The sequence below is a fragment of the Paenibacillus paridis genome, from assembly GCF_006345825.1.
Taxonomy (GTDB): domain Bacteria; phylum Bacillota; class Bacilli; order Paenibacillales; family Paenibacillaceae; genus Pristimantibacillus; species Pristimantibacillus paridis.
The window spans coordinates 1-18,805 of the sequence record NZ_VCIX01000084.1; the positions used below are offsets into that span (position 1 = coordinate 1).

An 18,805-nucleotide genomic window follows, 5' to 3' on the forward strand; every position below is an offset into this window, starting at 1 on the left:
CTAAACACGTTTACTGTGACCCATACATCCGGTAGACAGCAGCAACAAGGCTTCAGCAAGCCTGATCTTTCGTATCCAGTTTTCAGGGCGTAATGTTCTGACTTTGCTAGCGTCCCCGAACGCTGCAATCGACAATCATTCGGGGGACAAGCGTGGCGGTGTAGCTCAGCTGGCTAGAGCGTACGGTTCATACCCGTGAGGTCGGGGGTTCGATCCCCTTCGCCGCTACCATTACCTTTTTTTATCGTAACATCTGGAGGATTAGCTCAGCTGGGAGAGCATCTGCCTTACAAGCAGAGGGTCGGCGGTTCGATCCCGTCATCCTCCACCATAAGTACTTATTCGGTTTTATGACCGGATCCACTTGGAGCTGTGGTGTAGTGGCCCAACATGCCTGCCTGTCACGCAGGAGACCGCGGGTTCGAATCCCGTCAGCTCCGCCATTTTTCTTTAAAGTAAGGCTCGGTAGCTCAGTCGGTAGAGCAGAGGACTGAAAATCCTCGTGTCGGCGGTTCGATTCCGTCCCGAGCCACCACTTTATTTTTCGTTTAATCGACGGAAAATAGGTAATAGTATGGAGGATTAGTGAAGTGGCTAAACACGGCAGACTGTAAATCTGCTCTCTCTGAGTTCGGTGGTTCGAATCCATCATCCTCCACCATTTCCTTTACATCAAGAGCCATTAGCTCAGTTGGTAGAGCACCTGACTTTTAATCAGGGTGTCGTAGGTTCGAATCCTACATGGCTCACCATTTTTTTTCTAAAACAACCATAGCAACCGAGGATCCTAGGATCTTCGGTTTTTTTGATGGATACAGCGCAGGAATGTTAAGTTCATTTTATATAAAAAGGTGCAGACCCCAAAGCAATCCATTGCTTTGGAATCTGCACCTTTTTTTGATTTCGCTCTATTTTGAACGAACCGACAGCTCGCGTACAAGCTCATTGACCGTTTCTGATAGTCGAAGCGTCAATTCTTCATTAATTTCAAATATCGGTGCCTCGTTCGGCTCTTGCGTGCGATTGATTTGTGAATCTACCGCATATACGCCGCCGGCATAAATTTTAGCACCCATAGAAGCCAGTACCGGTTTAAGTGAGTAGTCAATGGACAGCAAGTGGGCAATCGTACCGCCAATAAATAGAGGCGTAATGATTTTCCCGTCAAGGCCTTTTTGCGGGAGCAGATCTAGGAAAGTTTTCAGTACTCCGGTGTAAGAAGCTTTGTAAACCGGGCTTGCAATGACGACGGCATCTGCCCCTTCCACTACCTGGTTAGCTTCAACAATGGCTGGGCTGCCAAAACGGGCGTGAATCAAATCCTCAGCGGGCAAATCAACGACCGTAATAACTTTGACCGTATGCTCTTTAGCAATCAAATTGTTCTCCACATACTGTGTGATCGCATTTAAACGGGATGATGCATTAGGACTACCTGAGATAATAACGATATTGGCCATGGTTACACTCCTCTTTCGCATTCAAATAGTAACTGATTAATATACATTAATCCGATAAATAAACTTTGATTAAATCCTACCACGCCTAAGCCATTTTGGTCAAACTCATATCCTGTGTTTCTTGTATTTTATCGATTTAAGGGAACAATGTATAGATACAGACAAAAATGCGAAAAAGGGGTAGCTGCAATGGTATACGGACTAGCAGCATTAATCAGCTTTGCAATAGTATTTGCTATCGTTCCACCGCTTCGGATGTTGGCGCTGCGGCTGGGCTTTGTGGACCGTCCCAATCATAGGAAAATTCATAATAAGCCGATACCTCTAATGGGAGGAGCGGCTATTTTTGTTGGCTGCGTTGTAGCCATGTTTATTTTTATTGGTTTTACCCCGCTGACCTGGACCATCGTTTCGGGAGGCACCGTGCTTGTTATCGTTGGGCTTATGGATGACGGCGCCAAGGCTAGGGGCAAGGACTTTCCCGTATGGCCACGAGTTATTCTTTATATAGGAGCAGCATCGATTCCGACTTTGTTTCATATCAAAATAGCAGGCATCGCCAATCCGTTCACCGACCAGTTTGTCTCCTTTCCGGATTGGTTTTCGTGGCTAACCACCATGCTATGGGTATTCGGTTTAATCAATATGATCAACTTTATCGACGGGGTAGATGGGCTGGCCTCAGGTGTCTGCACGCTTTCGGCGCTAACGCTCCTTGTAGTGGCCCTCATTAAAGGACAGCCAAGCACAGCGATTCTAGCTGTCATTTTAGCAGGCGTTTGCTTTGGCTTTTTAGTGCATAATTTTTATCCTGCCCGAATTTTCATGGGAGATGCCGGAGCCACTTTTTTGGGCTATACGCTCGCGGTTATTGCTGTAGACGGAACATTCAAGAGAGCGACCTTCATTACACTGCTCGTTCCGCTGCTGGCGCTAGGCCTTCCTATTTTTGACACTGCATATGTTATGCTGCGAAGGCTAATCAGCGGCAAGGGGCTGCATAAGGCAGATAAGCTGCATACTCATCATATTTTGATGAAATGGGGACTTAGCCAAGTACAGACCGTATCGTTCCTGTATTTAATTGCAGCACTGTTCGCGCTGCTGTCAATTATCCTTTTACTAGCGATAAGCTGAATTCGCTTGGCGCTTATGGTACAATGACGGAAAAAAGCGTTATTCTACATAGAAGTGGAAATAAGCTTTTTGTCTTATTCTGCCGCTAACGCTTGAGGAGATTGGAGATAGAGAAATGAGCACGACAGACTGGTTGAAACCGCTGCAGCACATTTTGAACTGTCCGGTACATGCGGTTACGAAATCGATAGCAGAGTGGAGTGAGCTCGTTGGCTCGGCTGCTGGAGCATGGCTGGATGAAAGTACACCATCACCACTGGCAGTAGGACAAAGCATTGAGCAAGGAGACAAAACATGGATGGTTATGGCCATTCACGAAACGGCGGTAGAGGTATTAGAAATTGGGAGCCCCTCGCTGCAAGCAACGGAAAAAGAATTGATCAGCTGGACGCTGCAGTTAAATTTAGGAACAAAGGATAAGAAAGGGCCGGCTATATCCGAGACGGAGAGACATGCGCTTAAGCTGGGGGAATGGATACAGAAGCAGTTGGAGTCGAATGAGCCTGCGTATTCCCTGCCTGATCATTTAACGGTCGGCAACCGTTTGTTTAACGAGATGATTCCTTTTTTGCTGGTTACCGAGCAGCCTGGGACGAAGCAAGCAACGTACACTGAGCTGGAAAAGCTACTTCGTTCTTTCATGTCAGATGATGTTTTATTGATTCCGCTAAAAAGCCAGGAATGGCTCATTTGGGGCTCCATATCCTTGTTAAGGGACGAAGATTCAGACGCCTTCGATGATCAAGAGGAAGAGACGCTTGAGGACAGTTTGGCATCAATCGGATTTGGCTTGCACGAGATGCTGGCTAGCGAATGGATTGGAGAATGCCACCTTGCCGTTGCGGCCCCGACTTCGCCAGCTAAAGGCATGATCGAGACGACAATGCTGCTAAGGGAAACGATCAATCTTGGCCGGAAATTTCATATCGGAACCAACATCCATTTGCCATGGATGCTGCAGTTGGAGCGCTTATTAAATGCTATTCCGGAAGTGCAGCGTTCCAAATATCTCGAGCAGTCGCTCAAAAGGGCGGACCTATTCGTAGAATCGGAAATGCTCAGCACATTGGAAACGTTCTTCTCGCTTGATTGTAATGTTAGTGAGACGGCTAAGAAATTATACATTCATCGTAATACATTATTATATCGGCTAGACAAGCTAAAACAGGAGACAGGCCTTGATGTTCGCCAGTTTAGGGATGCCGTTTTAGTTAAAATTATATTACTATTGTACAAAGTTACGAAAAGAAATTAGTTTTTTTGTAAAGTATGTGCATAGTCACAAGCTCCTGAGTGGGATAAGATATAGGCATATCGAAATTTCTTTCTAGGGGGAAAATTATCATGGCAGGCGTACGTTTAGAAGGCATTTACAAAAAATACCCGGGTACTGACAAAGCATCGGTTACTGACGTTAACTTAGATATTAAAGACAAAGAGTTTCTCGTATTGGTCGGACCATCCGGTTGCGGTAAATCGACAACTCTTCGTATGATTGCAGGCCTTGAAGAAATTTCGGAAGGCAAATTGTTCATCGGCGACCGCCTTGTGAACGACGTTGCTCCTAAAGACCGCGACATCGCGATGGTATTCCAATCCTACGCGTTGTACCCGCACATGAACGTTTACCAAAACATGGCCTTCGGCCTTAAACTTCGTAAATTCAAAAAAGCAGACATCGACAAACGCGTTCGTGAAGCTGCTAAAATTCTAGATATCGAGCATTTGCTTGACCGTAAGCCAAAAGCGCTTTCCGGTGGTCAACGTCAACGTGTCGCTCTAGGGCGCGCAATCGTACGTGAGCCGCAAGTATTCTTGATGGATGAGCCGCTTTCCAACTTGGACGCGAAACTTCGTGGACAAATGCGTGCGGAAATCAGCAAGCTTACAAAACGTCTTGAAACAACAACAATCTACGTAACGCATGACCAAATCGAGGCCATGACGATGGGTGACCGTATCGTTGTTATGAAAGACGGTTTCATTCAACAAACAGCTTCTCCAGAAGAGCTTTACAATCACCCGGTAAACATCTTCGTAGCTGGCTTCATCGGCGCTCCATCGATGAACTTCATCAGCGGTTCCCTTGCAGAGCAAGGCGGCGCGCTTCGCTTCAAAGCAAGCGGCGTTGATGTAGTTGTTCCAGAAGGCAAAGCAGCAGTGCTTCGCTCGAAAGGTTACATCGGCAAAGAAGTGGTTTTGGGTATTCGTCCAGAGGATCTTCACGAAGAGCCAGTATTCCTAGAAGCATCCCCACAAACAATCGTTAACGCGAATGTAGAGGTTGCTGAGAACCTTGGTCACGAAATGTACCTATACCTGAATGGTATCGGCACTGACACAGTTATCGCTCGTGTTGATGGCCGCTCTGGTCTACGTGATGGCACAAGCGTTAAGCTTGCGCTTGACATGAACAAAGTACATTTGTTCGACAAAGCAACTGAACTTAACATTTTCGAAGCTTAATTCATAGTATGGAAGTAGAACGGTCGGATTATCCGACCGTTCTTTTTTTCGTTTTTTGAAAACCGTTTCGCTGCTTTGGCTGTCTAATTCAAAAGAGATGAAGAAACTAGTGAAACAGGCAGTGGGCTGCACGGGGGGAGGAGTCGGAATTGAGCAAGGAGGAGTGGGCCAAGGCAGCAATACAAGGGGATGAGGCAGCATTGCTGCAGCGCATAGAGCTGGATAAGCTCCAATGGTATGCGATTGCTTACTCTTATATGAGAAACGAGACGGATGCGCTCGAGGCCATTCAAGAAACGGTGTGCCGCATATGGATCAAGATTCGTACTTTGCGCGAGCCGCGTTTCTTTACCACATGGTCGATAAAAATATTGATACGTGTATGCATGGATACGAAGAGAAAGCAAAAGAGGGAGCGTCCAACGAAGGTAATAGCAATGCATGACGAGATAAACACGATAGGGTCGGAATCCGCGATTGCAGCGGAACGGCTGGATATGGCTGCACAGGTAAAGCTTCTTCCGGCTAATTATCGAATGGTTATTACGCTTAAATATTATCGGGATATGACAATTCCGGAGATAGCAATGCTGTTGGAGAAGCCGGATGGAACGGTCCGTACTTGGCTTAATAAAGCTTTAAAGCTATTGCGAATGGATATGTCTGCAGCAAAGGAGGAGCTATGGGATGAACAAGCCAAAGGACACAATGCGGGAGCAGTCCCTTTCCGCACTACAAAATGAAAAAGTACAGCTCATTAGGGAGCTTGAAATGATGCCTGAAGCCGCACTCGATGCTGCGATACGCGGAGGTATGGAGAAAGGCAAGAAGCGATCGCTGCGCATTAGAAGGAAAAGATGGAGCATGTCGATGTTTGCGGGCGCATTATGCATGTTTATGCTGCTAACTGGTTTCGTCCGCGTATCTCCTGCTTTTGCAGCGGTCATAAAGGATATTCCGGGACTTAGCGGTTATGTGGATTTGATTCAAGGGGATCGCTCCTTGATGTCCGCGATCGAGAATGAGTTCATACAACCGGTGAATATTTCTGTGGAGGAGAATGGTTATACCTTTACGGTAGAAGGCATTTTGGCCGATCATCAACGTTTGGTCATCTTGTACACGGCGGAAGGGCCGGATATAAATAGGGATACAGAATTGATGAACTACGATTTGAAGACTGGGGAGGGTGGAGAGGTGGCAGCTGCTATCATGTCCTCCCATTATCCTAGTAACAAACAAGTAGCTGAAAGCGAACCGGTACATGATTATTTGGATGTGTTGATGAGTGACGGTATTCCCATGCCGGAACGAATACAATTCAGCCTTCAGTTAGGCGGGCAATGGCTGAAGATCGAGTTTCCCATTGACCATGAGCGCTTTGCGGACATGAGGGAAGATATCAAGCTAAATCAGACGATTATGGTGGGAGGCCAGCGCATTACGGCCAAGGATGCCATTATCACACCGCTGCAAGTATCGATCAGCTTTGAGGCGGACCCGGCTAATGATAAACGCGCCAATCATTTTATCCAGTTACAGTTGGTTGACGAGAAGGGGAGAAGGTATGAAACCAACTCCGGTTTTGGTGATTTGGACCCGCTATTAACTCGCCATTTCAAAAGCAGTTACTTTAAGCGGCCCAAGAAGCTTACACTAGTAGCGGATGGTCTTTACCTCTCTGACTTAAACCTTAGTGTAACTGTAGATACGGATCAAATGAGCACGATTACTTCGCCTGACAACAGACTTAAGCTGATCAGCAAAGAAGAAACCGCAGATGGAATTGATCTGAAGTTCGATCTTCAAGGATTGGATGAAACGAGACAGCAACTGATATATACGCTGTTTAAACATCAAGGACATTTTAGGGACGCCAGCGGGAAAACCTATCCGATTCTCGATACTAGAGGAACCCAGGCGATGTGGAGTGCTTCTGACAATAAAATCAGTTATTTTTACCGAATACCGAAGGCGGATTACAAGCAGCCGCTTACTTTCGACATTATTCAATATCCAGGTTATGTGATGGAGCCGATTAGCATACCGATTAAATGATAAGCAAGGCGCTGGGCAGCGGAGGAAACGTTGCTTTCGGCGCCTTTTTCATTTACGATGAAGACATTGGAAAAAAACATACATACACAAGCCGTTGTCATATGAGGGAGGCCCTACGATGCCGAAGAAAGTGAAAGTGTCTGAGCTCGTCAAGCAATTTCAGCTTGAGATTATAGCTGGCGAGGACGGAATGAAGCGTGCCATTACGGTAGATGATTTGTATCGGCCGGGTCTGGAGATGGCTGGTTACTTCCATTACCATCCAAGTGAGCGGGTACAGCTGCTTGGCCGTACGGAAATATCTTTCCTAAACATGCTCGATAGCGAGGAACGCAAGGATCGCATGGTTCGTCTGTGCAACGAGGATACGCCGTGCATTATTTTGACAAGGGGATTAGAAGCGCCCCAAGAGCTCATTGACCAAACCAACGAGACGAATATTCCTTTGCTTCGCAGCAATGTGGCAACGACGATACTGTCCAGCCGAATCACGGACTTCCTTGAAAGGAAGCTTGCTCCTACAGCTACCATCCATGGCGTTCTTGTCGATGTGTACGGTGTTGGGATGCTGATCACAGGAGGCAGTGGCATCGGAAAGAGCGAGACGGCTCTAGAGCTCGTCAAACGCGGTCACCGACTCGTTGCCGATGATGCTGTTGAGCTTATGCAAACTTCCGATGCGCAATTGCATGGCAGCGCGCCGGAGCTCATTCGCCATCTCCTTGAAATTAGGGGCCTAGGCATTATCAATGTGATGACGCTATTTGGTGCTGGTGCGGTTCGTACGCAGAAACGGATCGGACTTGTGATTAAGCTAGAGAATTGGCAGCAGGACAAGCAGTATGACCGCCTTGGGCTAGACGAGGAGACGACTCGCATTATTGATACCGACGTTCCGCTTGTTACGGTACCTGTTCGTCCGGGCCGGAACTTAGCGGTTATTATCGAGGTAGCCGCGATGAATTTCCGCCTGAAACGGATGGGCTACAATGCGGCCCTACAATTCACAAACAAGCTTACGGAAACGATTGCCGATGATATGGATGAATATGATTGAACCTAAAGGGGATATAAAAGAATGAAGACATTGCTACTCAATCCAATTGCCTTCAGCTTGGGATCAATTGATGTGCATTGGTATGGAATTATTTTGGGGACAGCAGCACTCGTCGGATTGCTGCTAGCTGTGCAGGAAGGCAAGCGCTTTGGCATCAAGCCGGATTTGTTTATGGACCTGCTGCTGCTCGGCGTTCCTTCTGCCATTATTGGCGCGCGGATTTATTACGTAGCTTTCAAGTGGGACGACTACAAGGGCAACCTGATTGATGTGTTCAAAATATGGAATGGCGGCATTGCGATCTATGGCGCCATTATCGGGGCATTCATATGCGGGTTCTTCTATTTCCGTTATAAAGGCTATAGCTTTTGGCGTCTAGTTGATATTTGCATACCGGGCATGTTGGTAGGCCAAATGATTGGGCGTTGGGGTAATTTCATGAACCAAGAAGCTTATGGCGGAGAGGTTAGTGAATCGTTTCTGCGCAATACGCTTCATTTACCGTCGTTTATCGTTGACCAAATGCTCGTGGAAGGCGTCTACCGCCATCCGGCATTTTTGTACGAGTCATTATGGAGCCTAGTTGGCCTTGTTGTGTTGTTCGTACTGCGCCGTCAACGCTTCTTGCGCGCGGGCGAGCTGACAGCCAGCTACTTCATCTGGTATTCGATCGGACGCTTCTTCATTGAAGCGCTGCGGACGGACAGTTTGGCATTTATGGGACCTTCGTGGTTTGCATCATTTATTAATGCCCTATGGTCACCAATGGAAATTCTCTTTAAACAAGGATATTTGGACCCGGCATACGGCAATATCCGGATTTCACAAGTACTGGCTTTGCTTCTCATAGTCGCAGCCATCGTGTTTATTGTTGTACGCCGCAAGACAGGTCTTCCTAAGGCGTACTATCATGATCCAATCGTAACGAGCCGGCCTGATAGAAATGGCGGTTCTGACGCGGCAACGGCTGCGCTGGAGGATTTCTCTTCTTCGAAAGAGGATGCAGGCAGCAAAGGGAAAGAGTAAATTAGGGAGGTTTGGCGATGACGGGCAATATCAAAACCATGCTGTTCGATTTGGACGGCACGATTCTCGACACCAATGAGCTCATTATTCGCTCGTTTATCGATTCTTTGCAAGGCGTGACGCCGGAAGGGTTTGGGAGAGAGCATATTATTCCGAGCATGGGAGAACCCCTTACCGATCAGATGAAACGATTTTCCGGCTTGGAGGATGTCACTCATCTGGTAGCTGCGTATCGTGAGATTAATTTGCGGTTGCATGATGAGTATGTCAAAGCTTTCGATCACGTCAACGATGTTATTGCAAGGATGCACGGAGAAGGCATTCAAATCGGAATCGTAACGACAAAAATGCGCTTAACGACAGAACGCGGTTTAAAATATGTCGGTCTGTATGACTATGTAGACGCTATTGTGACGATTGACGATGTTGTCAATCCGAAGCCCCATGCGGAGCCGGTAAGCAAGGCTATTGGACTTCTTGGTGCAGATCCAGCTTCGACGATCATGGTTGGAGACAGTGTCGTTGATATTGAGTCTGCCCTTGCGGCAGGCGCGATTGCAGTTGGCGTTGCTTGGTCCCTTAAGGGCGAGAAAAAGCTTAAGGATGCGGGAGCGCATCATGTCATTCACGACATGCGTGATCTTTATTCATTTGTTGGATTGGAGCGAGAGACGCTTGCGTAATGTTGAACGGTATCCAGTGGAAGGACCAAACGCGCTTTGGCAAGTATATTCGACGGTAAGCCGAGTGAAGTCGGTTCGCAATTTTATTTGCATTCAGCTGGCGCGTTATTGTCCGATTCTTCCAGTGAAAAATTGGATTTATCGCCGCCTGCTTGGCATGAAGGTCGGAGAGCACACGGCTTTTGCGCTTATGGTCATGGTTGATGTCTTCTTCCCTGAACGCATTTCGGTCGGCAATAATACGATTATCGGATACAATACGACGATTCTGACGCATGAATACTTGATCAAGGAGTACCGGCTCGGCAATGTCGTGATTGGATCGAATGTCATGATTGGGGCGAACACGACGATTCTGCCAGGCGTAACGATCGGTGATCATGCGATCGTCGCTGCGGGGTCTCTCGTTCACAAGGATGTGCCGGCTTACGCTTTTGTAGGCGGCAATCCTATGCGGGTGATTAGAAGCAGCGAGCTGGTCGTACCAACGGAGCATGATGAGAGCGTACGCAATATTATAAATTAAAGGCTGTGCCAAGCTCCTTCCGCGCGAGTTCGTTTCGCAGCTGGACGGGGCTTTCTTTTTGAGGTAAAATGGGACGTTATTGTCTTGACGAAGCGAAGCTATTCATGCTAATATTACGACTAAACTCTTTAATTTGTTAGTATGGTAACATGGTAGCACTTTAAACTACTAAAGTAAATGAAGGTGATCAAGCATGTCTAAACCAAAAGTATTCGAGAAGCCGATAGGCGTTAAAGATTATTTGCCAGGTGCAGTCGCGAAGCTGCGCCATATTGAGCGTCAAGTTCTAGCCTGCATGCAGGGCTGGGGCTATGAGCAAATTATAACACCGACGATGGAATATTATGATACGGTCGGCGTCGCAAGCTCCACATCCGATCAGAAGCTGTTCAAGCTGCTTAACAATAGGGGTACTACGCTTGTGCTGCGCTCGGATATGACCGCGCCGATCGCGCGAGTGGTCTCTTCCCTATTGAAGCAAGCGGAATTCCCGCAGCGCTTGTCTTATCATGCCAACGTATACCGTGCGATTGAAGAAGAAGCGGGCCGCGAGGCGGAATTTTTCCAAACGGGCGTAGAGCTTGTTGGCGATTCTTCCGCGGAAGCGGATGCGGAGGTTGTTGCTCTTGCAATCGCGTCATTAAAAGCTGCGGGTGTTGAGCGCTTTAAGATAGCGATCGGGCATGTCGGTTTCCTTAACGGCTTGATGGAGGAGTCACTGCCAGGACGTCCGGAAGCACAGGAGCAGCTTAAGAGCTGTCTGCTGGGCCGCGATTTTGTCGGTTATCGCAAGCAATTGCGCGAGCTTGATATCGAGGAGTCGGTGCAGGCCGAGCTTGAAGGCATCTTGCGTTTGCGCGGTGGCCAGGAGATTTGCGATCAAGCGCTGCAGCTCAGCGTAGATGCCAATGCACGGGCATCGATTTCCCATCTTTGCGAAATATGGGATGTGCTCAAGGCGTACGGCGTATGTGAGCATGTGCTGATCGACCTGACGATGATTGGCGATTTTTCTTATTATACAGGCATGACTTTCGAAGGTTATGCAGCGGATCTAGGATTCCCGGTTGTGAGCGGCGGACGCTATGATAATTTGCTGGCTCAGTTCGGCAGGCCGGCACCGGCAACGGGCTTTGCCCTTAAGACGACGCGTATATTGGAGCTGCTAGGCGACCATGCAGAGCTTGAGCCTGAGCGTACGCTTGTCGTTTACGATACAGCAGGGCGCGGCGAGGCGCTTGTCAAAGCCCAGGAGCTGCGCACGGAAGGCATTAATGTAGTAACGGAGCGCTCGGAAGGAAGAAATGAGGCGCTTGAGCAAGTGAGCGTTAACGGATCAGAGAAGCCTTTCACCTATAAAGGGGTCGCGTATACGAGCATGCTCACGTTTATGAATAAAGGAGGCAGCGCCACATGAGCGGACAACCAAAGGAAATTTTGAAAGTGGCGATGCCAAAGGGACGTATCTATAAGGTGGCATCGAAGCTGTTCCGCGAAGCGGGACTGCCGATTCCAAGCGACTTTGATGATACGCGCAAGCTGATTATCGAGCTGCCGGAGGTGGGCATGGAGTTTATTATGGCCAAACCAGTTGATGTTCCAACCTATGTGGAATATGGCGTAGCGGATATCGGCATCGTCGGTAAAGATGTGCTAATGGAAGAGAACAAGGACGTATACGAGCTGCTGGATCTTGGAATTGCCAAATGCCGCATGTCGGTCATCGGCATGCCAGACTGGAAGCCCACGATGAACCCGCGCGTGGCGACGAAGTATCCAAACGTAGCATCTGCGTATTTCCGCGAGCTCGGCCAGCAGGTGGAAGTGATCAAGCTTAATGGTTCCATCGAGCTTGCTCCTATGATCGGCCTGGCAGATCGAATTGTCGATATGGTAGAGACCGGCCAAACCCTGCGCGAGAATGGACTGGTGGAGATGGAGTCGATCTTCGGCATCACGAGCCGTCTGATTGCGAACCGGGTAAGCTACCGGATGAAAAATGACGTTATTCAGAGCTTGTGCGACCGGTTGTCGGCTACGCTTGCTACTCGGGTTTAGCTTGAAGCCTTGGTGTGGATGATATGTATACGATGAAAAAATAAATAGTTTGGGTTTGGAAGGAGCGGATAGCATGCGCATCATGCGGGCGGAGCAGTTTGGATTGAAGCGCGAGGTGGAGTATGGAACACCGGAGCAAAATGAGGCGGCCTTAAGGATCGTCGCAGACGTAAAGGCCGAAGGGGATGCGGCATTGCTGCGGTATACGGAGCAGCATGACCGAGTGAAGCTGGACGCGGAATCGCTGCGCGTGACGCAGGAGGAGATTCAAGCGGCGTATGAGAAAGTTGACGCCGCGTTTCTCACGGCGATTCGCGAAGCGGCCGTGAATGTTCGGGTATTCCACGAGAAGCAGATGCGGACCTCGTGGATGGACCTGCAGCAGGACGGAACGCTGCTCGGGCAAATCATGCGACCGCTGAAGCGGGTCGGCGTATACGTGCCCGGAGGCAAGGCGGCTTATCCGTCGTCCGTGCTGATGAACGTCATTCCGGCACAGGTAGCCGGCGTGCCGGAGATCGTCATGGTGACGCCGCCAGCAACCGGCGGCACCGCAGGCATCGACCCGTATATTCTCGTTGCCGCTGCGGAAGCGGGCGTCAAGGAGATGTACCGGGTCGGAGGCGCACAAGCCATTGCCGCGCTTGCGTACGGCACGGCCAGCATTGCCCCGGTCGATAAGATCTGCGGACCGGGCAATATTTACGTGGCGCTGGCGAAGCGCGCCGTGTTTGGCGCCGTCGATATTGACAGCATCGCCGGGCCAAGCGAGATCGTCGTGCTTGCTGACGATTCAGCGGATCCCGCGTACGTAGCCGCGGACCTGCTGTCGCAGGCGGAGCACGACGAGATGGCTTCGGCGATTCTCGTTACGCCGTCGCAGCAGCTTGCGGAAGCGGTCGCTGCCGAAGTGGAGCGCCAGCTGTCCACGCTGCCGCGCCAAGAGATCGCGCGCAGCTCGATCGACAGCTACGGCGCTGTATTGCTCGTCGATTCTCTGGAAGCGGGCATTGACGTCGTTAACCAGCTTGCGCCTGAGCACCTTGAGGTGCTGACGGTTGATCCGATGCGCCTGCTCGGCTACATTCAGAACGCAGGAGCGATCTTCCTCGGGCCTTACAGCTCGGAGCCGGTAGGCGATTATTTTGCCGGACCAAATCACATTATCCCGACCAACGGCACGGCAAGATTCTCATCGCCGGTCAACGTTGACGATTTTCTGAAAAAATCAAGCTTGATTTACTATAGCAAAGAAGCGCTGCTCGCCAACGGAGAGAAAATCATGACGTTGGCTCGCCACGAAGGGCTTGAAGGACACGCCCGTGCGATCGAGATTCGTCTGGAGAAGGAACGCGAGTAGACGCTTGACGATATAAGAAGCAACTGTACTTAACTAAACTTATCGCAGGAAGAAGGAATAAAGATGTCGGAGAACCAAGTACGCGAAGCATCGGTAGCGCGCAAGACGAATGAGACGGACATTAAGCTTACCTTTACAGTAGACGGATCGGGCCAGACCAAGCTTGATACGGATGTGCCTTTCCTTAACCATATGCTTGACCTCTTCACGAAGCACGGCCAATTTAATTTGGAGCTGGAAGCACGCGGCGATATCGATATCGATGACCACCACACGGTAGAGGACATCGGGATTTGCATCGGCCAGACGCTTCGCGAGGCTCTTGGCGACAAGCGCGGGATCAAGCGTTATGCCAGCGTGTTCGTGCCAATGGACGAAGCGCTTGCGCAGGTTATTATCGACGTCAGCAACCGTCCGCATTTTGAATATCGCGCAGAATATCCTTCATCGCAGGTAGGCAGCTTCTCGACGGAGCTCGTTCACGAGTTTCTGTGGAAGTTAGCATTGGAAGCCCGCATTACGCTTCACGTTATCGTTCACTATGGCCAAAACACGCATCACATGATTGAAGCGGTGTTCAAGGCGCTTGGACGTGCGCTGGATGAAGCAACGAGCATCGATCCACGCGTGACAGGAGTACCTTCGACGAAGGGAGTGCTATAGGATGATTGCCATCATCGATTATGGCATGGGCAACCTGCACAGCGTAAGCAAAGCAGTGGAGCGGCTCGGCTATGAAGCCGTTATTACGGCAGATCCCGCGGTGATCGCGGCAGCGGACAAAGCGATCCTTCCAGGGGTAGGCGCTTTTGGCGATGCGATGCAAAACCTTCGCGAGACGAAGCTGGATGAGGTGGCGAAAGCTTATGCAGCCACCGGTAAGCCAATGCTCGGCATTTGCCTTGGCATGCAGCTGTTGTTTAGCGAGAGCGAGGAATACGGTACGAACGAGGGCTTGAATTTGCTTCCCGGCAAGGTTGTACGCTTCGCAGGCGATTACAAAATTCCGCATATGGGCTGGAACAAGCTATCGTTCCTGCAAGGCGAGTCGCCGCTATTCAGCGGTTTGACAGAGGGGCATGTCTATTTCGTCCACTCCTTCCATGTGAAGCCGGAGCTTTCCTCCGATTTGCTGGCAACGACGGATTATTATCAGCAGGTCACGGCTATCGTGGGGCGCGGCAATGTGTACGGCATGCAGTTCCATCCGGAGAAGAGCGGAGAGCTGGGTATGCAGCTGCTCGGCAATTTTTTGAAAATATAGGGAAGTATATCATTCGTCATACGACCTCTATATTTCTCGGAATGAAACGCGCTACATGACCAAAGGATGGCGATCGCCGTTTCATCTTGAAATATAAGAATTATAAGTTTGTTAGCTTATAAAGGGCTTATATTTCACCGTTAAAGCTGCTCCAGCGTCTAAAAGACGCCGAAGGCGTTTTGCTAGAACTTGCGATTAGCGCGCTTCTATAGGAGCTGCGGCATTGGAGATAGAGATTAAGCCTGGCTAACGGGCATAAAGGAGAGGGCAACATGCTGGCAAAACGTATTATTCCTTGTTTGGACGTGAAGGACGGCCGCGTGGTGAAGGGCGTCAACTTCGTAAACCTGCGCGATGCGGGAGATCCCGTCGAGCTGGCGGCTACTTACGACCAAGAGGGCGCCGACGAACTTGTGTTTTTGGACATTTCGGCTTCCGTTGAGGGGCGCGCCACGATGATCGAGGTCGTCAAGCGGACGGCAGGCGAAATTACGATTCCGTTCACGGTAGGCGGCGGCATTTCTCATGTCGATGACATGAAGCGTCTGCTTCGTGCGGGCGCGGACAAAATCGGCATTAATACGGCGGCTGTCTTGAATCCGGCCTTAGTGAAAGAGGGCTCGCGCAAATTCGGCTCGCAGTGCATTGTCGTGGCGATTGACGCCAAGTTCAATGCAGAGTGGGGCGAGTGGGAGGTCTATACGCACGGCGGGCGCAAGACGACAGGAATTAAGGCGCTGGAATGGGCGCGTGAGGTTGAGCGACTAGGCGCGGGCGAGATTTTGCTCACGAGCATGGATGCGGACGGAACGAAGGATGGCTTCGATATTAAGCTGACGCAAGCGGTATCCGATTCGCTCGGCATTCCGGTTATCGCATCGGGCGGAGCGGGACGGATCGAGCATTTTAACGATGTGTTCCAGCAGGCGCACGCGGACGCTGCGCTGGCTGCGACCATTTTCCACTATAAAGAGATGACCATCCGCGAAGTGAAGGACGATTTGCGGCTGAAGGGAGTAGAAGTACGATGACCGAAAACAACCAAAGTGAGCTCATCTCCAGCATTAAGTGGGATGACGCGGGACTCGTGCCTGCCATCGTTCAAGATGCGCAAAGCAAAGAAGTGCTTATGATGGCGTATATGAATCAAGAATCACTGAAGCTTTCGGTAGAGTCCGGCGTAACTTGGTTTTGGAGCCGTTCGCGAAATGAGCTATGGAACAAGGGTGCTACAAGCGGCCACACGCAGCGCATTACCTCCTTGGCATATGATTGCGACGGCGATACACTGCTCGTCAAAGTAGAGCAGAAGGGGCCGGCTTGCCACACGGGACGCTACAGCTGCTTCTTTAATTCCGTTCAGGTAGCTGGAAACGAAGCAGCTTCCTCAGACACAGCAGCAGCGTCAGCAGACCGCTTCGCTACGCTCGGACAGCTGGAGAGCGTGATTGCCGAACGTTACGCAGAGCGCCCCGAGGGCTCTTACACGTCGTACCTGTTCGATAAAGGCGTGGATAAAATTTTGAAAAAGGTTGGCGAGGAAGCATCGGAAGTTATCATCGCGGCCAAAAATAAAGACAACGACGAGCTTCGCAGTGAAACCGGCGATCTTATTTTCCACTTGATGGTGCTGCTTCGTGAACGCGGTTTGCCGCTGGATGATGTCATCAGCGAGATTCATAGCCGCCATGGCAAACCGACAACGAACAAAATGAGATAGCGGAAGCATTCAAAATTTTAAAGAGAAAGGCCGGTATCCCTATGTTTATCGATTACCATACCCATCATGCCCGCTGCGGCCATGCGGTTGGCGAGCTGGAGGATTACGTACGCAAAGGAATAGAGATTGGGCTTGTGCAGCTTGGTCTCTCCGACCATATGCCGCTGCTCCACGTCGATCCTGCTACGTATTACCCGGAGATGGCGATGCCGATGGATGAGCTTCCCCGTTATGTGGAAGAATGCCTAGAGCTGAAAGAGAAATATAAAGGGCAAATCGATATCCGCGTGGGCTTGGAAGGCGACTATATCGAAGGCAGCGAGGAGAAGATTGAGGCGATTGTTAAAGCGTACCCGTGGGATTACGTCATTGGATCGGTTCATTTTCTCGGTGAATGGGATATTACGGATTTCAGGCAGACTGCAGGCTGGGAAGGCCGAGACCGCATGGGGGTTTACGAGCAATACTACAGCAATATCGCCAAAGCGGCGGCAACCGGATTTTATGATTATATCGGTCATATTGATGTCATTAAGCGATTTGGCTATGCGCCGGAGGGCGATGTGACCCATTTGGAAAATGCTGCGCTGGAGGCTGTCAAGCGCCATGGCTTGGCTATCGAGCTTAATGCTTCGGGTTTGCGCACGCCTGCAGCTGAGATGTTTCCTAGCCGCCGGATGCTGGAATATGCAAAGGATTTGGGCATTCCTCTCACTGTGGGTTCGGATGCTCACCAGCCCGAAAGGCTCGGCCAATATCTTGATCAAGCCTACGCATTGCTGAAGGATATCGGTTATTCGCAGCTAGCGACATTTAATTGTCGAAAATTAGTGATGATTGATTTTTGAAATATCGTAAATTCCATGTATAATATAGATGATCAATCAAGCCTTGTCGAATGATCCGGCAAGGACGAGTACTTGTTCCGTAAAATAATTAATTGGTTTTAACGCTCAGGAGGGTATCATGTTAAGCGACAAGGTGCGTATTTTTTCGGGTTCGTCTAATCCGGTATTGGCTCAGAAAATTAGTGCAGAGCTTGGTCTGACGCTAGGTGCGATCAAGATGTCCCGTTTCAAAAGCGGAGAGATTTACGTGCATTACGAGGAAACGATTCGGAATTGCGACGTATTTCTAGTGCAATCATTCTCGCATCCCATTAACGAGCATTTTGTCGAATTGCTTGTGATGATCGATGCGGCGAAGCGTGCTTCCGCCAGAACGGTTAACATCATCATGCCGTATTACGGTTATGCGCGCCAGGAGCGCAAAGCGGCACCACGGGAGCCGATTTCAGCTAAAATGCTGGCGGATGTGCTCACGACTGTTGGAGCGAACCGCGTAATCACAATCGATCTTCATGCTCCGGCTATTCAAGGTTTCTTCAACATTCCGGTCGATCATATGACTGCGCTTGATCTTATCAGCGATTACTTGAAGTCGAAAAACATCAAGAACCCGGTTGTTGTATCGCCGGATGCAGGACGTGCTTCAACCGCGGAGAAGCTGGCGAACTACTTGGATACATCGTTTGCGATTATGATTAAGAAACGCCCTGCGCACAACGAATCGGTTATTACACACGTCATTGGGGACGTTGAAGGCCAGACTCCAATTATTATCGAGGATCTGATTGACACCGGCTCTACGATTGTGAACGTTGTGGAAAGCCTGAAGGAGCGCGGCGCAGAGGATGTTTATGTATGCGCAACGCACCCGTTATTCTCCGGCTCGGCCATTGAGCGTTTGGATCATCCCCATATTAAGGAAGTCATCGTTACGGACTCCATCAGCTTGCCGGAATCGACGCCGGAACGTTTCAAAGTGCTCTCTGTCGCTCCGCTTCTAGCGGAAGCTACGCGCATTATTTTAGAGGGTGGCTCCATCAGTACTTTGTTCAAAAGCAGTGGCGTATAAGTATCCTAACGGGATGCGGAGTATGCAAAATGAATAGCAAGGCTGCGGGAAATCGCGGGCGGTGCATTTGCCG

At 49.8% G+C, this 18,805-nt stretch carries 19 protein-coding genes and 6 tRNA genes; 24 read left to right on the top strand and 1 reads right to left on the bottom strand.

Features of this window, described 5'->3' with window-relative positions; translation table 11 throughout:
* The first annotated feature begins 154 nt into the window (after nucleotides 1-154).
* The 6 genes from FJQ58_RS12765 to FJQ58_RS12790 all read left to right on the top strand — a co-directional run bounded on the left by FJQ58_RS12765 (nucleotide 155) and on the right by FJQ58_RS12790 (nucleotide 752).
* Nucleotides 155-231, top strand: a tRNA-Met gene (locus tag FJQ58_RS12765).
* Nucleotides 232-255: 24 nt separating this feature from the next.
* A tRNA-Val gene (locus FJQ58_RS12770) sits at nucleotides 256-331 on the top strand.
* 35 nt (nucleotides 332-366) lie between these two features.
* Nucleotides 367-443: transfer RNA gene (locus FJQ58_RS12775), tRNA-Asp, on the top strand.
* A 16-nt stretch (nucleotides 444-459) separates the two neighbouring features.
* Nucleotides 460-535, top strand: a tRNA-Phe gene (locus tag FJQ58_RS12780).
* Between the two features lie 41 nt (nucleotides 536-576).
* Nucleotides 577-661, top strand: a tRNA-Tyr gene (locus FJQ58_RS12785).
* Between the two features lie 15 nt (nucleotides 662-676).
* Nucleotides 677-752 (top strand) — tRNA-Lys (locus tag FJQ58_RS12790).
* Nucleotides 753-908: 156 nt separating this feature from the next.
* Here FJQ58_RS12790 and ssuE read toward each other — a convergent pair.
* Nucleotides 909-1,460 carry an NADPH-dependent FMN reductase gene (gene ssuE, locus FJQ58_RS12795; RefSeq protein WP_139993951.1) on the bottom strand — a complete coding sequence of 184 codons (552 nt, stop codon included), beginning with the start codon at nucleotides 1,458-1,460 and terminating at the stop codon, nucleotides 909-911.
* A 189-nt stretch (nucleotides 1,461-1,649) separates the two neighbouring features.
* On the opposite strand from ssuE, the gene FJQ58_RS12800 reads away from it, so the two are divergent.
* The 18 genes from FJQ58_RS12800 to FJQ58_RS12885 all read left to right on the top strand — a co-directional run bounded on the left by FJQ58_RS12800 (nucleotide 1,650) and on the right by FJQ58_RS12885 (nucleotide 18,732).
* Nucleotides 1,650-2,597, top strand: a complete 948-nt coding sequence (locus tag FJQ58_RS12800) for a glycosyltransferase family 4 protein (RefSeq protein ID WP_139993953.1) — start codon at nucleotides 1,650-1,652, stop codon at nucleotides 2,595-2,597.
* Nucleotides 2,598-2,712: 115 nt separating this feature from the next.
* The gene (locus FJQ58_RS12805; protein ID WP_139993955.1) at nucleotides 2,713-3,852 is read left to right on the top strand and encodes a PucR family transcriptional regulator; all 1,140 of its coding nucleotides are present in this window, start codon (nucleotides 2,713-2,715) and stop codon (nucleotides 3,850-3,852) included.
* A gap of 89 nt (nucleotides 3,853-3,941) precedes the next feature.
* Nucleotides 3,942-5,063, top strand: a complete 1,122-nt coding sequence (locus FJQ58_RS12810; RefSeq protein ID WP_139993957.1) for an ABC transporter ATP-binding protein — start codon at nucleotides 3,942-3,944, stop codon at nucleotides 5,061-5,063.
* A gap of 149 nt (nucleotides 5,064-5,212) precedes the next feature.
* Nucleotides 5,213-5,806 (top strand): sigma-70 family RNA polymerase sigma factor, encoded by a 594-nt coding sequence (locus tag FJQ58_RS12815; RefSeq protein ID WP_139993959.1) that lies wholly within the window; start codon nucleotides 5,213-5,215, stop codon nucleotides 5,804-5,806.
* The gene (locus FJQ58_RS12820; RefSeq protein WP_139993961.1) at nucleotides 5,751-7,121 is read left to right on the top strand and encodes a DUF4179 domain-containing protein; all 1,371 of its coding nucleotides are present in this window, start codon (nucleotides 5,751-5,753) and stop codon (nucleotides 7,119-7,121) included. The genes FJQ58_RS12815 and FJQ58_RS12820 overlap by 56 nt, the downstream gene beginning before the upstream one ends.
* Nucleotides 7,122-7,239: 118 nt before the next feature.
* Nucleotides 7,240-8,178, top strand: a complete 939-nt coding sequence (gene hprK / locus FJQ58_RS12825; RefSeq protein ID WP_139993963.1) for an HPr(Ser) kinase/phosphatase — start codon at nucleotides 7,240-7,242, stop codon at nucleotides 8,176-8,178.
* 21 nt (nucleotides 8,179-8,199) lie between these two features.
* Nucleotides 8,200-9,204, top strand: a complete 1,005-nt coding sequence (lgt, locus tag FJQ58_RS12830; protein WP_139993965.1) for a prolipoprotein diacylglyceryl transferase — start codon at nucleotides 8,200-8,202, stop codon at nucleotides 9,202-9,204.
* Nucleotides 9,205-9,221: 17 nt separating this feature from the next.
* Nucleotides 9,222-9,887 carry a pyrophosphatase PpaX gene (gene ppaX / locus FJQ58_RS12835; protein ID WP_139993967.1) on the top strand — a complete coding sequence of 222 codons (666 nt, stop codon included), beginning with the start codon at nucleotides 9,222-9,224 and terminating at the stop codon, nucleotides 9,885-9,887.
* Nucleotides 9,880-10,413: an acyltransferase gene (locus FJQ58_RS12840; RefSeq protein ID WP_139993969.1), complete on the top strand. Its 534-nt coding sequence runs from the start codon at nucleotides 9,880-9,882 to the stop codon at nucleotides 10,411-10,413. Before ppaX ends, FJQ58_RS12840 begins: the two co-directional genes overlap by 8 nt.
* 193 nt (nucleotides 10,414-10,606) lie before the next feature.
* Nucleotides 10,607-11,830 carry an ATP phosphoribosyltransferase regulatory subunit gene (locus tag FJQ58_RS12845; protein WP_139993971.1) on the top strand — a complete coding sequence of 408 codons (1,224 nt, stop codon included), beginning with the start codon at nucleotides 10,607-10,609 and terminating at the stop codon, nucleotides 11,828-11,830.
* The gene (hisG, locus tag FJQ58_RS12850) at nucleotides 11,827-12,471 is read left to right on the top strand and encodes an ATP phosphoribosyltransferase (protein ID WP_139993973.1); all 645 of its coding nucleotides are present in this window, start codon (nucleotides 11,827-11,829) and stop codon (nucleotides 12,469-12,471) included. The genes FJQ58_RS12845 and hisG overlap by 4 nt, the downstream gene beginning before the upstream one ends.
* 73 nt (nucleotides 12,472-12,544) lie before the next feature.
* Nucleotides 12,545-13,831, top strand: a complete 1,287-nt coding sequence (gene hisD / locus FJQ58_RS12855; RefSeq protein WP_139993975.1) for a histidinol dehydrogenase — start codon at nucleotides 12,545-12,547, stop codon at nucleotides 13,829-13,831.
* Nucleotides 13,832-13,894: 63 nt separating this feature from the next.
* Nucleotides 13,895-14,494, top strand: a complete 600-nt coding sequence (hisB, locus tag FJQ58_RS12860) for an imidazoleglycerol-phosphate dehydratase HisB (protein WP_139993977.1) — start codon at nucleotides 13,895-13,897, stop codon at nucleotides 14,492-14,494.
* A gap of 1 nt (nucleotide 14,495) precedes the next feature.
* Nucleotides 14,496-15,095 carry an imidazole glycerol phosphate synthase subunit HisH gene (gene hisH, locus FJQ58_RS12865; protein WP_139993979.1) on the top strand — a complete coding sequence of 200 codons (600 nt, stop codon included), beginning with the start codon at nucleotides 14,496-14,498 and terminating at the stop codon, nucleotides 15,093-15,095.
* Between the two features lie 272 nt (nucleotides 15,096-15,367).
* On the top strand, nucleotides 15,368-16,126 hold the full coding sequence (gene hisF / locus FJQ58_RS12870; RefSeq protein WP_139993981.1) for an imidazole glycerol phosphate synthase subunit HisF: 759 nt from the start codon (nucleotides 15,368-15,370) through the stop codon (nucleotides 16,124-16,126).
* Nucleotides 16,123-16,815 carry a bifunctional phosphoribosyl-AMP cyclohydrolase/phosphoribosyl-ATP diphosphatase HisIE gene (gene hisIE, locus FJQ58_RS12875; protein ID WP_139993983.1) on the top strand — a complete coding sequence of 231 codons (693 nt, stop codon included), beginning with the start codon at nucleotides 16,123-16,125 and terminating at the stop codon, nucleotides 16,813-16,815. Before hisF ends, hisIE begins: the two co-directional genes overlap by 4 nt.
* A gap of 41 nt (nucleotides 16,816-16,856) precedes the next feature.
* On the top strand, nucleotides 16,857-17,663 hold the full coding sequence (gene hisJ / locus FJQ58_RS12880; protein WP_139993985.1) for a histidinol-phosphatase HisJ: 807 nt from the start codon (nucleotides 16,857-16,859) through the stop codon (nucleotides 17,661-17,663).
* 118 nt (nucleotides 17,664-17,781) lie between these two features.
* The gene (locus FJQ58_RS12885) at nucleotides 17,782-18,732 is read left to right on the top strand and encodes a ribose-phosphate diphosphokinase (protein WP_139993987.1); all 951 of its coding nucleotides are present in this window, start codon (nucleotides 17,782-17,784) and stop codon (nucleotides 18,730-18,732) included.
* The last annotated feature ends 73 nt before the right edge of the window (nucleotides 18,733-18,805 follow it).